At 68.2% G+C, this 15,737-nt stretch carries 7 protein-coding genes; all 7 read left to right on the top strand.

Features of this window, described 5'->3' with window-relative positions:
- Nucleotides 1-15 precede the first annotated feature (15 nt).
- From RSP_RS05305 to RSP_RS05335, 7 genes are read left to right on the top strand one after another with little or no spacing between them, the layout of a single operon-like run.
- Nucleotides 16-1,968 carry an alpha-1,4-glucan--maltose-1-phosphate maltosyltransferase gene (locus RSP_RS05305; protein ID WP_050988678.1) on the top strand — a complete coding sequence of 651 codons (1,953 nt, stop codon included), beginning with the start codon at nt 16-18 and terminating at the stop codon, nt 1,966-1,968.
- Nucleotides 1,965-5,273, top strand: a complete 3,309-nt coding sequence (gene treS, locus RSP_RS05310; RefSeq protein WP_011337497.1) for a maltose alpha-D-glucosyltransferase — start codon at nt 1,965-1,967, stop codon at nt 5,271-5,273. The genes RSP_RS05305 and treS overlap by 4 nt, the downstream gene beginning before the upstream one ends.
- A complete protein-coding gene (glgB, locus tag RSP_RS05315) occupies nt 5,270-7,456 on the top strand; it encodes a 1,4-alpha-glucan branching protein GlgB (RefSeq protein ID WP_011337498.1) in 2,187 nt (728 codons plus the stop codon). Before treS ends, glgB begins: the two co-directional genes overlap by 4 nt.
- The gene (glgX, locus tag RSP_RS05320; RefSeq protein ID WP_011337499.1) at nt 7,453-9,519 is read left to right on the top strand and encodes a glycogen debranching protein GlgX; all 2,067 of its coding nucleotides are present in this window, start codon (nt 7,453-7,455) and stop codon (nt 9,517-9,519) included. Before glgB ends, glgX begins: the two co-directional genes overlap by 4 nt.
- A complete protein-coding gene (gene treZ, locus RSP_RS05325) occupies nt 9,516-11,294 on the top strand; it encodes a malto-oligosyltrehalose trehalohydrolase (RefSeq protein ID WP_011337500.1) in 1,779 nt (592 codons plus the stop codon). The genes glgX and treZ overlap by 4 nt, the downstream gene beginning before the upstream one ends.
- The gene (gene malQ / locus RSP_RS05330; RefSeq protein WP_011337501.1) at nt 11,291-13,108 is read left to right on the top strand and encodes a 4-alpha-glucanotransferase; all 1,818 of its coding nucleotides are present in this window, start codon (nt 11,291-11,293) and stop codon (nt 13,106-13,108) included. Before treZ ends, malQ begins: the two co-directional genes overlap by 4 nt.
- The gene (locus RSP_RS05335; RefSeq protein WP_011337502.1) at nt 13,105-15,720 is read left to right on the top strand and encodes a malto-oligosyltrehalose synthase; all 2,616 of its coding nucleotides are present in this window, start codon (nt 13,105-13,107) and stop codon (nt 15,718-15,720) included. The genes malQ and RSP_RS05335 overlap by 4 nt, the downstream gene beginning before the upstream one ends.
- The last annotated feature ends 17 nt before the right edge of the window (nt 15,721-15,737 follow it).

The raw sequence follows: 15,737 nt of genomic DNA on the forward strand, positions 1-15,737 counted from the left end.
GGCGAGGAGGCGCTGATGCGGCTGGCCGACGCCCGCGTCGCCATCGAGGGCGTCAATCTGGAGATCGACGGCGGGCGCTTTGCGGCGAAGGTGGTGGCCGGTTGGGAGGTGGCGGTCGAGGCCGACATCTTCTGCGACGGGCATGACAGCATCGACGCGGCCGTGCTGCACCGTCAGCGGGGCACCGATGACTGGATCGAGGTCCGCATGGAGTTCCTCGTGAACGACCGCTGGCAGGCGCACGTCACCTTCGCCGAGAACGCCTTCCACGAGCTGACCTTCCTCGCCTGGCGCGACCTCTACACCACCTGGCGCAAGGAGGTGGCGAAGAAGCTGGCCGCTGGCCAGAAGATCGATCTCGAACTCGAGGAGGGGCGCAGGCTCCTGCAATCGGTCGAGACCGCCGGAGCGGAGGATCGCGCCCTCGTCGACCGCATCCTCGGCGAGGACGGGGCGGATCAGGAGGCGGGCGCCCGCTTCGCCCGGATGAGCTCTCCCGAAGCGGTGGCGGCGATGAAACGCTGTGCGCCGCGCACCAATCTCACCTGCTACAAGATCCTGCCGATCTTCGCCGACCGCGAGGCCGCGGCCTTTTCGGCCTGGTACGAGATGATGCCGCGGTCGCAGTCGGACGATCCGGAGCGGCACGGCACCTTCGACGATGTGATCCGCAAACTGCCCTATGTGCGGGATCTGGGCTTCGATGTGCTCTATTTCACGCCGATCCACCCGATCGGGCGCGTGAACCGCAAGGGGCGCAACAACAGTCTGACGCCTGCGCCGGACGATCCGGGCTCTCCTTATGCCATCGGCAGCGAAGAGGGCGGGCACGATGCGATCCATCCCGAACTCGGCGATTTCGAGAGCTTCGGCCGGCTGGTCGAGGCCGCCCATGCCCATGGGCTCGAGATCGCGCTCGATTTCGCGATCCAGTGCGCGCCGGACCACCCCTGGATCCGCGAGCATCCGGAATGGTTCGACTGGCGGCCGGACGGCACGATCAAGTTCGCCGAGAACCCTCCGAAGAAATACGAGGACATCGTCAACGTCCATTTCTACCGCGGCGCCCTGCCGGAACTGTGGTATGCGCTCCGCGACGTGGTGCTGTTCTGGGTGGAAAAGGGCGTGAAGATCTTCCGGGTGGACAATCCCCACACGAAGCCCTTCCCGTTCTGGGAGTGGATGATCGGTGAGGTGCAGTCGCAGCATCCCGACGTGATCTTCCTCGCCGAGGCCTTCACGCGCCCCAAGGTGATGAAGCGTCTGGGCAAGGTGGGCTACGGCCAGAGCTATTCCTACTTCACCTGGCGCAATACCAAGGCCGAGCTCATCGACTATCTCACCGAGCTCACCACCGAAGAATGCCGGCACTACATGCGGCCGAACTTCTTTGCCAATACGCCCGACATCAATCCGGTCTATCTCCAGCATTCGGGGCGGGCGGGGTTCCGGGTGCGGCTCGCGCTGGCCGCGACGCTCGGGGGCAACTACGGGCTCTACAACGGCTATGAGATCTGCGAGGCGACCCCGGTGCCGGGGAAGGAGGAGTATTTCAATTCCGAGAAATACCAGCTCCGCGCCTGGGACTTCGACCAGCCGGGCCATATCCAGGATGACATCCGGCTGATGAACCACATTCGCCGCACCCATCCTGCGATGCGCGATTTCACCCGGCTGCGCTTCTACGATGCGCACAACGACTCCGTGCTGGCCTATGGCAAGAGCACCGAGGACAAGCAGGATTTCCTGCTCTTCCACGTCAACCTCGATCCGCACGCGGCCCAGACCTTCGAGTTCGAGGTCCCGCTGTGGGAGTTCGGGCTGCCCGACGATGCCTCGGTCGAGGTCGAGGATCTGCTCAACGGAAATCGCTTCACCTGGCACGGAAAGTGGCAGTGGCTTGAACTCGACCCGCAGACCCGCCCCTATGCGGTCTGGCGGCTCTACGCGCCGGGAATGCCCAGATGAATCAGAATGTCTCTCCCTCCACCGTTGCCGTCCGCCGCACGGACGGCATCGATCGCAGCCAAACCGACTGGTACAAGGACGCGATCATCTATCAGCTGCACATCAAGGCGTTTCAGGACGCCAATGGCGACGGGATCGGTGACTTCGCGGGCCTGATGCAGCGGCTGGATTATGTGCAGGCGCTGGGCGTGACCGCGATCTGGCTGCTGCCTTTCTATCCCTCGCCGCTCCGCGACGACGGCTACGACATCTCGGACTATCGCTCGATCAACCCGTCCTACGGCGCGATGCGCGACTTCAAGCTGTTCGTGCAGGAAGCGCACAAGCGCGGGCTGCGCGTCATCACCGAGCTGGTCATCAACCACACCTCCGACCAGCATCCCTGGTTCCAGCGGGCCCGGCGGGCGAAGAAGGGATCGGCCGCGCGCGACTGGTACGTCTGGAGCGATACCGACCAGAAATTCCCCGAAACGCGGATCATCTTCCTCGATACGGAAAAGTCGAACTGGACCTGGGATCCGGTGGCAGGCGCCTATTACTGGCACCGCTTCTATTCGCACCAGCCCGACCTGAACTTCGACAATCCCCGTGTGCTCGAGGAAGTGCTCAAGATCATGCGCATGTGGCTCGAGATGGGCGTCGACGGGCTCCGGCTCGACGCGATCCCCTATCTGGTCGAGCGCGAGGGCACCAACAACGAGAACCTCCCCGAGACGCACGATGTTCTCAAGAAGATCCGGGCCAACCTCGACCAGCATTTCCCCGACAGGATGCTGCTCGCCGAGGCGAACCAGTGGCCGGAGGACACGCGCCCCTATTTCGGCGAGGGCGACGAATGCCACATGGGCTTCCATTTCCCGCTGATGCCGCGGATGTACATGGCGCTGGCGCAGGCCGACCGGCATCCGATCACCGACATCATCCGCCAGACGCCCGAGATCCCGGAAGGCTGCCAATGGGGCATCTTCCTCCGGAACCACGACGAGCTGACGCTCGAGATGGTGACGGCCGAAGAGCGCGACTACATGTGGCGCTTCTACGCCGAAGATTCGCGGGCGCGGATCAATCTCGGCATCCGGCGCAGGCTGGCGCCGCTGATGAAGAACGACCGGCGCAAGATCGAGCTTCTGAACCAGATGCTGATGTCGATGCCCGGCACGCCCATCGTTTATTACGGCGACGAGATCGGCATGGGCGACAACTACTATCTCGGCGACCGGGATGGCGTGCGGACGCCCATGCAATGGTCGGCCGACCGCAACGGCGGCTTCTCGCGCTGCAATCCGCAGCAGCTCTACCTGCCGACGATCCTCGATCCGGTCTACGGCCATCAGGCGATCAACGTCGAGGCGCAGGCGGCGGACCCGTCGTCGCTCCTGAACTGGACGCGCCGCCTGATCGCGGTGCGCAAGCAGCATCCGGCCTTCGGGCGCGGCTCGATGAGCCTGCTCTATCCGCGCAACCGCAAGGTGCTGGCCTATGTCCGCAGCCACGAGGGCACGGACATCCTCTGCGTGGCGAACCTCTCGGACACGGCGCAGGCGGTCGAGCTGGATCTCGGGCGGTTCCGCGGCGCGGTGCCGGTCGAGCTCACGGGCCGGTCGGAGTTTCCGCCGGTGGGCGATCTGCCCTACATGCTGACGCTGCCGCCCTACGGCTTCTACTGGTTCATCCTCTCCGACCAGCAGGCGCTGCCGAGCTGGCACCAGCCGATGCCCGAGACGCTGCCGGATTTCATCACGCTCACGACGCGCGACGGGCGGGCCGAGACGGCGCTCACCGGGCGCGAGACGCGCCAGCTCGAGGCCGACGTGCTGCCGAACTGGCTGCCGCTGCAACGCTGGTTCGGGGCCAAGGAGGAGAAGATCAGCGCGGTGAAACTGGCCGTTCTGGGCTCGCTGTCGGCCGATCATGCCCTCGTCCGGCTCGAGGCCGATGTGGGCGGCGAGGTGCAGCAGTATTTCCTGCCCGCCTCCGCACTCTGGGGCGAGGAGCAGCTCCGGGCCGGGGCGCCCAAGCTGAGCTTCACCCTGGCCAAGGTCCGGCGCGGGCCGCAGGTGGGCGCGCTCATCGACGGGGCCTATGACGAGCAGATGGCGCAGGCGATGCTCGAGGCGCTGCGCGACGGTCGCAGACTGTCTGGTGCCGGGGGCGAGGTGGTGTTCGAGCCGGGCTCGGGACTGGCCGAGATCGCCGACCCGGGCGAGCCGCGCTATCTCGGGGCCGAGCAGTCGAACATTTCCATCGCCTTCGGCGACCGCCTGATCCTGAAGCTCTACCGACGCCTGCGGGCCGGCGAGCAGCCGGACGTCGAGGTGGCGCGCTTCCTGACGGAAGTGGCGGGCTACACCCATACGCCCCGCTATCTCGGCGTCGTGAGCCTGCGCCCGGCGGAGGGCGAGGCGACCGTCCTCGCCGCGGCCTTCGCCTTCGTGGCCAACATGGGCGACGCCTGGCGCGGCCTCTTCGACGCGCTGGTGCGGGATCTGGGCGAGTTCGGCGGCTGGAGCACGGCCGAGGCGCCGGAAGTGGAGAAGGACGGCTTCTCCTTCCCGCTCACCATTCCGGGCCTTCTCGGCCAGCGCACGGCCGAGCTGCATCAGGCTTTCGCCACCGAGACGGACGAGGCGGCCTTCCGGATGGAGCCGCTCACGGCCCAGCATCTGACCGGCTGGGCCGAGGGGGCGCGGCGCGAGGCCGAGGCCATGCTGTCGGTGCTCGAACGGCAGCGGACGCACCTGCCCGACGAGGTGCTGCCCCTGGCCGAGGCGCTGCTCGCGCGGCGCGAAGACCTGCTGGCGCGGCTCGACCGCGTTACCGGCTTCGAACCCTCGGGCGCGCTGACCCGCATCCATGGCGACTACCATCTGGGGCAGGTGCTGCTTGCGCAGGACGATGTCGCCATCATCGACTTCGAGGGCGAACCGCGCCGCACGCTTGCAGAGCGTCGCGAGAAGTCCTCGCCGCTCCGCGACGTGGCGGGGATGCTGCGTTCGTTCGACTATGCCGCCGCCGCCGCCCTCGCACGCCACGAGGAAAGCTTCGGCCCGGCGAGCGAGCGGGCGGTGGAGCGGGCCGAGGCCTGGCGGCAACAGGCGGTGGCCGATTTCCTTGCCGCCTACGAGGGCGCGTCCGCGGGCACCGCGAGCCTGCCCTCCGACCCGGCGCTGAAGGAGGCGCTGCTCGATCTCTTCCTCGTGCAGAAGGCGGTCTACGAGACCTCCTACGAACTGGGCAGCCGTCCCGCCTGGGTCGGCATCCCGCTGCGCGGGCTTTTGGAACTGCTGGACAGGAAACCTGCATGAACGTGACATCGAAGCCCGGGGAGCTCGTCCCCGAAAGCGACGTGGCCGCCATCATGCGCGGAACGCACGGAGATCCCTTCCGCGTGCTGGGCATGCACGGAGGCGGCGGCGCGCCGCTCTCCGTCCGGGTCTTCGCCCCGCAGGCCGCGGAGGTTGCGGTGCTGGGGCAGGGGGGCGAGGTGCTCGCCCCTCTCGAACGCATCGGCGCCGAGGGCTTCTTCGCGGGCACGGTGCCGGGCGAGGAGAAATTCCCCTACCGCCTCCGCTTCGTCTCGGGACCGCACGAGTGGGAGGCGGACGATCCCTACCGCTTCCCCGAGGTGCTGGGCGAGCTCGACGAATATCTTCTCGGCGAGGGGCGGCACTATCAGCTCTACACCCGGCTCGGCGCGCATCCGGCCGAGATCGAGGGCGTGCAGGGGGTGAGCTTCGCTGTCTGGGCGCCGAATGCCCGCCGCGTCTCGGTGGTGGGCGCCTTTAACGCCTGGGACGGGCGCCGCCATCCGATGCGCAAGCGCATCGGCGTGGGTGTGTGGGAGCTGTTCGTTCCCGGCCTCCATACCGGAGATCTCTACAAATACGAGCTGCTCGGGCCTTCGGGCGAGCGGTTGCCGCTCAAGTCCGATCCGCTCTCCTTCGCGCAGGAGGCGCCGCCGGCCACGGCTTCGGTGGTCCATGGGCTGCCCGAGGCCGAGTGGCACGATGCGGGCTGGATGCAGGAGCGCGAGAGCCGCCAGCGCCGCGATGCGCCGATCTCGATCTACGAGGTCCATGCGGGCTCGTGGCGGCAGGGGCTCGATTACGACGCGCTGGCCGAGGAACTGTCGGCCTATGTGCGCGAGATGGGCTTCACCCATGTGGAATTCCTGCCGATCAGCGAACATCCCTTCACCGGCTCTTGGGGCTATCAGCCCATCGGGCTCTTCGCCCCCACCGCGCGCTTCGGCCCGCCCGAGGGCTTCGCGCGGCTGGTGGACCGGCTCCACCGCGACGGGATCGGCGTCATCCTCGACTGGGTACCGGCGCACTTCCCGTCGGACGCCCATGGGCTGGCCAACTTCGACGGGACCCATCTCTATGACCATGCCGACCCGCGGCAGGGCTTCCACCGCGACTGGAACACCCAGATCTACAACTTCGGCCGACAGGAAGTGGCGAACTTCCTGCAGGCTTCGGCGCTCTTCTGGCTCGACCGCTACCATGTCGATGCGCTGCGCGTGGATGCGGTTGCCTCGATGCTCTACCTCGACTATTCGCGGAATGCCGGCGAATGGGTGCCGAACCGCCACGGCGGGCGCGAGAACCTCGAGGCGATCGATTTCCTGCGCGGCGTGAACGAGCGCGTCCGGCTCGACCATCCGGGCTGCATCACCATCGCCGAGGAATCGACGGCCTTCCCGCAGGTGAGCCGCCCGGTCGAGGACGGCGGGCTCGGCTTCGGCTTCAAGTGGAACATGGGCTGGATGCACGACACGCTGGGCTACTTCCGGCGCGACCCGATCCACCGCAAGCACCACCAGAACGACCTGACCTTCGGCATGGTCTATGCCTATTCCGAGGATTTCGTCCTGCCCCTCAGCCATGACGAGGTGGTGCACGGCAAGGGCTCGCTCATCGGGCAGATGGCGGGCGACCGCTGGCAGAAGTTCGCGAACCTTAGGGCCTATTTCGGCTTCATGTGGGCGCATCCGGGCAAGAAGCTTCTCTTCATGGGCGGCGAGTTCGCGCAGGAGCGCGAGTGGAACCACGATGCCTCTCTCGACTGGCACCTGCTCGACGATCCGTCCCACGCCGGGATGAAGCGCCTCGTGGCCGACCTGAACCGCGAATATCGCAAGCGCCCCGCGCTGCACCGGATGGATTGCGATCCCGAAGGGTTCGAGTGGATCGACGCCGGCGACAGCGAGAACAGCGTGCTGAGCTTCCTGCGCAAGGCGCCCGGCGAAAAGCCGGTGCTGGCGGTCTGCAACCTCACGCCGGTGGTGCGGTCGGATTACCGGATCGGGGTGCCCGAGGGCGGCGAGTGGCGCGAGATCCTCAACTCCGACGCCGCGATCTACGGCGGCTCGGACGTGGGCAATCCCGGCGGGCTTCAGGCCGAGGAGTTCTCCTGGCACGGACGGCCGGCCTCGCTGCGCCTGACGCTGCCGCCGCTTGCGACGATCTTCGTGACGCCTGCATGAGCTTTGCGCTGCGCGAGGGGAGGCCCTTTCCGCTCGGGGCGACCTGGGACGGGTCGGGCACCAACTTCGCCATCTTCTCGGCCCATGCGCGCAAGGTCGAGCTCTGCCTCTTCGATGCCCGCGGGCGGCGCGAGATCGCCCGCGTGGCCCTGCCGGAATATACCCACGAGGTTTGGCACGGCTATCTGCCCGAGGTGCGCCCCGGGCAGCTCTACGGCTACCGTGTCCACGGACCCTACGAGCCGCAGGCGGGGCTCCGCTTCAATCCGAACAAGCTCCTGATCGACCCCTATGCGCTGATGCTGCAGGGCGAGGTCGTCTGGCACGATGCGGTCTTCGGCTACCGGATGGGCAATGCCCGCGCCGACCTCTCGTTCGACCGCCGGGACTCGGCCTTCGTGATGCCGAAATGCGTGGTCGTCGATCCCGCGGTGACCTGGGGGCCCGACTATCCGCCGAACATCCCCTGGCCCGAGACGATCATCTACGAGGCCCATGTCAAGGGCATGACCGCCCAGAATGCCGCCATCCCCGACCGGGTGCGCGGCTCCTTCGCGGCGCTGGCCGACCCGCGGGCCATCGAGCATCTGGTGACGCTCGGCGTGACCGCCATCGAGCTCATGCCCACGCAGGCCTTCTTCGACGACCGCTACCTGATCGAGAAGGGGCTCACGAACTACTGGGGCTACAATACGATCGGCTTCTTCGCGCCGGCCACCCGCTACATCTCGCCCGGCGGCGGGGTGCATGAATTCAAGCTGATGGTGCGCCGGCTGCACGAGGCCGGGATCGAGGTCATCCTCGACGTGGTCTACAACCACACGGCGGAGGGCAACCACCTCGGTCCCACGCTCTCGTTCAAGGGGATCGACAATGCCAGCTACTACATGCTGGGCGACGATCCGCGTTACTACTACGACACGACGGGTTGCGGAAACACGGTGAACCTCGGGCACCAGCGGGTGCTGCAGATGGTCATGGACAGTTTGCGCTACTGGGTCGAGGCCTGCCATGTCGACGGCTTCCGCTTCGATCTGGCAACCTCGCTCGGGCGCGACCGGCAGGGGTTCAACGCGAATGCGGTCTTTCTCGACGCGGTGCGGCAGGATCCGGTCCTGAGCCGGGTGAAGCTGATCGCCGAGCCCTGGGACACGGGCCACGAAGGCTATCAGCTCGGCAATTTCCCTCCCGGATGGGCCGAGTGGAACGATCAGTACCGCGACACGGTGCGCTCCTACTGGAAGGGCGATGCGGGCGAGCTGCCGGGGCTCGCCTCGCAGCTTCTGGGATCGGCCGGCCACTTCGACCGCCGGGGCCGGCGTCCATGGGCCAGCGTGAATTTCATCACCGCTCACGACGGGTTCACCCTCGCCGACACCGTGTCCTACAACGACAAGCACAATGCGGCGAACGAGGAAGGAAACCGCGACGGCCATTCCGACAACCGCAGCTGGAACTGCGGCGAGGAGGGGCCCACCGAGGATGCGGAGGTGCTCGACCTCCGCGACCGGATGCGGCGGGCGATGATGGGCACGCTCCTGATCTCGCAGGGCACGCCGATGCTTCTGATGGGAGACGAGGTGGGCCGCAGTCAGGGCGGCAACAACAACGCCTACTGTCAGGACAATGCGATGAACTGGCTGAAGCTCGAGGGGCTCGAGCCGCGGGACGCGGCCTTCCTCGACTTCACCCGGCGGCTGATCGCGCTGCGCAGGTCGCGCCCGCTGCTGCGGCATCCCTCGTTCCTGCACAAGGCGGCGGTGGGAGAAGAGCCGGTCGAAGTGCGCTGGCTGCGCCCCGACGGGGAAGAGATGGAGCCCGACGACTGGCACAATCCGGCGGCGCGAACTTTGGGCCTGCTGATCCGGAACAAGCCGGCCCTGCTGGCACTTTTCAATAGCCATTTCGAGGAGGTGCCCTTCTCCCTGCCGGTGCGCGGCCGGGGATGGGGGCTGCTTCTGGACACGGCTGCGGGGCGGGTGCCGGAGCGGCCCGTGCCGCAGCGGGCGGCGGGCTTCGTTGTGCCGCCGAGGACACTTCTGGTTCTGGAGGAGACCGAATGAACGACTGGGCCTGGGGACCGCGGATCGAGGATGGCCTCGGCCGCTTCCGGCTCTGGGCGCCGTCGCAGGAGCGGCTGGTGCTGAGACTAGACGGAACGGATCACCCGATGACACGCAGCGACGACGCGTGGTTCGAGGTGCAGGTGCCCGCAGAGGCGGGCATGGACTATGGCTTCGTCCTGGAGAGCGGGCAGGTGGTGCCCGATCCGGCGGCACGGGCGCAGGCGGGCGATGTGCACGGCCTGTCGCGTCTGGTCGCGCCGTCCTTTGACTGGCGGCACGACTGGACGGGGCGGCCCTGGGCCGAGACCGTGGTGATGGAGCTGCATATCGGCACCTTCACCGAGGAAGGCACCTTCCGAGCCGCCATCGAGCATCTGCCGCATCTGGCCGAAATCGGGATCACGATGATCGAGCTGATGCCCGTGGCGCAGTTCGGCGGCAACCGCGGCTGGGGCTACGACGGGGTGCTGCTCTACGCGCCCCATCCCGCCTATGGCACGCCCGAGGATCTGAAGGCTCTGGTCGACGCGGCCCACGGCCTCGGCATGAGCGTGGTGCTCGATGTGGTCTACAACCATTTCGGACCGGACGGGAATTACCTCGGGGCCTATGCCGCGGACTTCTTCGACCCGGAACGGCACACGCCCTGGGGCAGCGCCATCGCCTATCACCTGCCGCCCGTGCGCCGCTTCTTCCTCGACAATGCGCTCTACTGGCTGACCGAGTTCCGCTTCGACGGGCTGCGCATCGACGCGGCCGACCATATCCGCGATCCGGACTCGGACCCCGAGGTGCTGGTGGATCTGGCGCGCGCCATCCGGAAGCGCATCCCCGACCGGCCGATCCATCTGACCACCGAGGACAACCGCAACATCACGCGGCTGCACGAGCGGGGACCCGAGGGCGAGGTGGTGCTGCACACGGCCGAATGGAACGACGACCTGCACAATGTGGCCCATGTTCTGCTGACCGGCGAGACCGAGGGCTATTACTGCGACTTCGTGAAGGACCACTGGCGCAAATATGCCCGCGCGCTGGCCGAGGGCTTCGTCTATCAGGGCGAGCATTCCGAGCATGAGGGCGCGCCCCGCGGCACGCCGTCGGGCCACCTGCCGCCGCTCGCCTTCGTCGATTTCCTCCAGAACCACGACCAGATCGGCAACCGCGCCTTCGGCGAGCGGCTGACGACGCTCGCGCCCGAGGCGCGGCTGCGCGCGATGATGGCGGTCCTGCTGCTGTCGCCGCATGTGCCGCTGCTCTTCATGGGCGAGGAATGGGGCGAGACGCGGCCCTTCACCTTCTTCACCGACTTTCACGGAGAGCTCGCCGATGCCGTCCGCAACGGGCGGCGCAAGGAGTTCGCGCATTTCTCCGCCTTCCAGGGGCTGGATCTCGACCGGACGGTGCCCGATCCGAATGCCGAGGGCACGTTCCTCTCCTCGAAGCTCGACTGGCTGCACCGCGAGACCGAGCGCGGCCGGTCCTGGATGGCCTTCGTCAAGGATCTGCTCGCCGCCCGTGCCCGCGAGATCGCGCCGCGGCTCGAGCGCGCACCCGGAAACGGCGGGCGCATCGTGGCGGTCTCGGACGATCTGGTGGCGGTCGACTGGCAGCTCGACGGGGCGGTCCTGCGTCTCCGCGTCAATTTCGACGACCGGCCGCAGGACTTGCCGGAGGCCGGGGGCCGTGTGATCCATGCCTCTCCCGGCACCGAGGCCGGCGGTCCGCTGCCGCCCTGTTCGGTGCTGGTCACGCTCGAGGAGACCGCATGAGCCGGACCATCGAAGACAGGGCGGCCGAGTTCGCCATCCAGCCCAGCTATCACGCGCTCGGCGGCGAATTCGTCCGCGCGCCGGTCGAGACGCTGCGCGAAATGCTCGGCGCCTTCGGCATCTCGCTGGACGGACCGCCGCCCGACCGGGCGCCGCCCGAGATGCGGGCGCCCGACGGCTACCGCTGCTTCCTGCCCGAGGGCGAGATGCGCCGCTGGGGCATCGCCGCGCAACTCTACCAGCTGAGGTCCGAGCGCAACTGGGGCATCGGCGACTTCGCCGATCTCTGCGATCTGGCGCGGATCGGAGGCGCCGCGGGGGCCGATTTCATCGGCCTCAACCCGCTCCACGCCCTGTTTCTGGCCAATCCTGCCCACACCAGCCCCTTCTCGCCCTCGAACCGGCGCTTCCTGAACCCGCTCTATATCGCGGTCGACCGCGTGCCGGGCTACAGGCCCGAGTTCGCGCCCGAAGGGCTGGGTCAGCTCCGCGCGCCGGATCTCGTCGATTATCCGGCGGTGGCCGCAGCCAAGCTCGGCGCGCTGCGCCGTCTGTGGCGCGAGGGGCCGGACGATGCGATGGGCTTCATGCGCTTCTGCGCCGAGGGCGGCGAGCTCCTGCGTCGCCACGCGCTCTTCGAGGCGATCTCGGGCCAGATGGTGGCGGACGGCTACGGCGCGGGCTGGCTCGGCTGGCCGGTGGAGTTCCACGATGCCGAGGGCCAGGCCGTCATCGACTTCGCCGACGCGCGGGGCGACGAGGTGGGCTTCCACCTCTGGCTGCAGTGGATCGCCGACCGGCAGCTCGAAGAGGCGCGCGATGCCTGCCGCGCCGCCGGGATGAAGATCGGGCTCTATCTCGACTTCGCCGTGGGCGAGGTGCCGGACGGCTCGAGCACCTGGTCGGACCCGAGCCTTGCCGTGCCGGGTCTCCGGATCGGCGCCTCGCCCGACTGGTTCAACGCGCAGGGGCAGGACTGGGGTCTGGCACCCCTCTCTCCGGTGAAGCTCGCCGATCTGCGAGCCGCGCCCTTCGGGGCGCTGATGCAGGATGCCACGCGCCGCGCCGGCGCGCTGCGGATCGACCATGCGATGGGCGTCTGGCAGCTCTTCCTCATCCCCGACGGAATGGGCGCACCGCAGGGCACCTATGTGCGCTATCCGATCGAGGACATGCTGCGCGCGCTGGCCGAAGCCTCGTGCCGCAACCGCACCATCGTGATCGGCGAAGACTTGGGCAACGTGCCCGACGGCTTCCGCGAGCTGATGGCGCGGATGAACATCCTCTCCTACCGCATCCTGCTCTTCGAGCGGCACGACCACGGCTATATCGCGCCAGAGCATTATCCGCGTGAGGCGCTCGTGTGCCTCTCCACCCACGACCTGCCCACCTTCCGCGGCTGGTGGCGGGGCGACGATGTGGCGATCCGGCGCGACTTCCGCCTGATCTCGGACGAGGCAGCCCGCCAGCAGGGCGACTTCCGCTGGACCGAGCGGCGCCAGCTGCTCGAGGATCTGGCGCGGGCGGGCCTGATGGCGTGGGACGAGATCGACCGGATCGGCCCCGACGATCCGCCCGAGGCGCTGGTCGTGGCGGTGCACCGCCATCTCGCCCGCGCGCCCTCGCGCCTCTTCGCGGTCCGGATCGAGGACATGGCGGGCGAGGTGGCCCCGGTGAACGTGCCCTCGACCGTGGACGAACATCCCAACTGGCGGCGCAGGCTCGGCGTGCCGCTGGAGGCTCTGGGCGAGACCGCACTGTTCCGCGGCATCGCCGGAGCCCTTGAAGCCGAGCGACCAAGGGAGCCCTCATGAGCGTCCGCGCCACCTACCGCATCCAGTTCACCTCCGACTTCCGGTTCTCGGATGCGGCACGGCTCGCGCCCTATTTCGCGCGGCTGGGGATCAGCCATCTCTATGCCTCGCCGATCCTCGCCGCGCGCGAGGGCTCGACCCACGGCTATGACGGGGTCCATTACAGCCTCATCAGCCCCGATCTCGGCGGCGAGGAGGAGTTCCGCGCCATGGCCGCGACCTTCCGCGAGCACGGCATGGGCGTGATCGTCGATTTCGTGCCGAACCACATGGGCGTGGGCGGCGCGGACAATGTCTTCTGGCTTTCGGTGCTGGAATGGGGGCGGCAGAGCCCCGTGGCGGACTGGTTCGACATCGACTGGGACAGCGCGACGCCGGGCCTCGCAGGGAAGGTGCTGATGCCCTTCCTCGGCGACCAGTATGGAGAGGTGCTGGCGCAAGGCGGGATGGAGCTCCGCTACGAGCCCGACCGCGGCGCCTTCGCGATCTGGGCGCATGACACGCACAAGCTGCCGATCTCTCCCCAGACCTACGCGACGATCCTGCGCGCGGCTCCGGGCTTCGAGGAGCTGGCCGCGGCCTTCGAGGCGGCGGGTGCGGCAGAGCCGTCCGATCCGGTCTGGCCCGACCTGCGGCGCCGGCTGCGCGACACCGACCCCACCCCGGCCGTCGAGGCCTTCCGCGGCACGCCCGGCGATCTCGACAGCTGGGCCGCGCTCGACCGGCTGGCCGAGGCGCAGAACTGGCGCGCGGCCAAGTTCTCGATGGACAGTGACGCGATCAACTACCGCCGCTTCTTCACCATGAGCGACCTCGCGGGCGTGCGCGTCGAGAAGGCCGAGGTCTTTGCGGGCGTGCACCGCCTGATCCTGCGGCTGATGGAGGAGGGCGTTGTCGAGGGCATCCGCATCGACCATATCGACGGGCTGGTGGATCCCAAGGGCTACTGCCTGCGCCTGCGCGACGCGCTCGACCGGCCGTTCCCGCTCTATGTCGAGAAGATCCTCGCCCCCGACGAAAGCCTGCCGGAGAGCTGGCGGGCCGACGGCACCACCGGCTACGAATTCGCGAACCTCGCCGTGGGGCTGATCCTCGATCCGGCCGCCGAGGAGGCGCTGACGCAGGTCCATGCGGACTTCACCGGCCAGACCGCCAGCCCCGAGGATCTGGTCCATCAGGCCAAGCTCGAGATCATGGCCCAGCCCATGGCCTCCGAACTCGAGAGCCTGACAGACCGGCTTCTGGCGCTGGTGGCCGAGGATCCGCGGCGGCGCGATTTCGGACGGGCGGCGGTGCGGTCGGGCCTCTCGCAGGTGATCGCGGCGCTCGACGTCTACCGCACCTATGCCGATGCCTCCGGGCTGGCCGATGCCGACCGGGCGCGGGTCGAGGCGGCGGTGGAGCGGGCCAAGGCCCGCGCGCCCGAGATCGATCCCGGCATCTACGATCTCATCGGCGCGGTCATGACGCTGGATCTGGCCGAGGAGCAGCCCGAGAAGCGCGACGAGATCCTGACCCTCGTCATGCGCCTGCAGCAGTTCACCGGGCCGGTGATGGCCAAGGGGCTCGAAGACCGGGCGCTCTACCGCTATTCCCGCCTCATCGCGCTGAACGAGGTGGGCAGCGAGCCCGGCCATTTCGGCGTGAACCTTGCGGCCTTCCATGACGCGAACCGCGATAGGGCCTCGCGCGAGCCGGGCGCCATGCTCACCACCTCCACCCACGATACGAAGCGCGGCGAGGATGCGCGGATGCGGATCGCGGCCATCGGAAGCCATGTCGAGGAGTGGGCGGCGAAGGTCGAGGAATGGCACGGGATGCTCGCCTCGGACGAGGAGCCCGTGGATCTCAGCGAGGAATATTTCTTCTACCAGCTTCTGCTGGGCGTCTGGCCGATGGATTGGGCCGAGGCGCCGGAGGCCCAGGATCTGGCGGCCCTGCGCGAGCGGGTCGAGGCGGCCATGCTGAAGTCGATCCGCGAGGCCGCGGTCAACAGCCGCTGGGTCTTCGGCAACGAGACCTATGAGGCGGCCTTCTGCGCCTTTATCGGGCGCGCCTTGGGCGCGCCCGACAGCGACTTCCTGCGCTCCTTCCTGGCCTTCCATGGCCGCATCGCTCCGCAGGCGCTGGGGAACATCCTCGTCCAGACCGTGCTGAAGCTGACGGTGCCCGGCATGCCCGACACCTATCAGGGCGCGGAGCTCTGGGAGCAGAGCCTCGTCGATCCCGACAACCGCCGCCCGGTGGATTTCGCGCTTCGCGAACGGATGCTGCTGGAGATGCAGGAGAAAGCGCCGGCAGATGTGCCGTCGGAGGAGGGCGCTGTGAAGCTCGCGCTCACCGCGCGGCTGCTGGGGCTGCGGTCCGAGCTGCCGGATCTCTTCGCGCGCGGCAGCTACGAGCCCGTGGAGGCGGGCGAGGGGATCTGCGCCTTCCTGCGCGCGGGCGATGGCGCGCGGATGCTCGTGGCCTGCCGTCTGAACCGGGCCGCTCACCCCGCCGAGGGGATGAGCCTCCCGGAAGGCCGGTGGCAGGATCTGGTGACGGGCACCGAGGCCAGCGGCAGGCTCACTTTCGGCAAGCTGCCGGTGGCGGTGCTGATAGACCGATAACAGTCGGCAGGAGCGCC

Origin of the sequence: Cereibacter sphaeroides 2.4.1 (assembly GCF_000012905.2) — a bacterium.
GTDB classification, from domain to species: domain Bacteria; phylum Pseudomonadota; class Alphaproteobacteria; order Rhodobacterales; family Rhodobacteraceae; genus Cereibacter_A; species Cereibacter_A sphaeroides.

Bases quoted from the DNA above. Each gene is read 5' to 3' on its own strand.
- RSP_RS05305 (WP_050988678.1), top strand. From the start codon at position 16: ATGCGGCTGGCCGACGCCCGCGTCGCCATCGAGGGCGTCAATCTGGAG.
- treS (WP_011337497.1), top strand. From the start codon at position 1,965: ATGAATCAGAATGTCTCTCCCTCCACCGTTGCCGTCCGCCGCACGGAC.
- glgB (WP_011337498.1), top strand. From the start codon at position 5,270: ATGAACGTGACATCGAAGCCCGGGGAGCTCGTCCCCGAAAGCGACGTG.
- glgX (WP_011337499.1), top strand. From the start codon at position 7,453: ATGAGCTTTGCGCTGCGCGAGGGGAGGCCCTTTCCGCTCGGGGCGACC.
- treZ (WP_011337500.1), top strand. From the start codon at position 9,516: ATGAACGACTGGGCCTGGGGACCGCGGATCGAGGATGGCCTCGGCCGC.
- malQ (WP_011337501.1), top strand. From the start codon at position 11,291: ATGAGCCGGACCATCGAAGACAGGGCGGCCGAGTTCGCCATCCAGCCC.
- RSP_RS05335 (WP_011337502.1), top strand. From the start codon at position 13,105: ATGAGCGTCCGCGCCACCTACCGCATCCAGTTCACCTCCGACTTCCGG.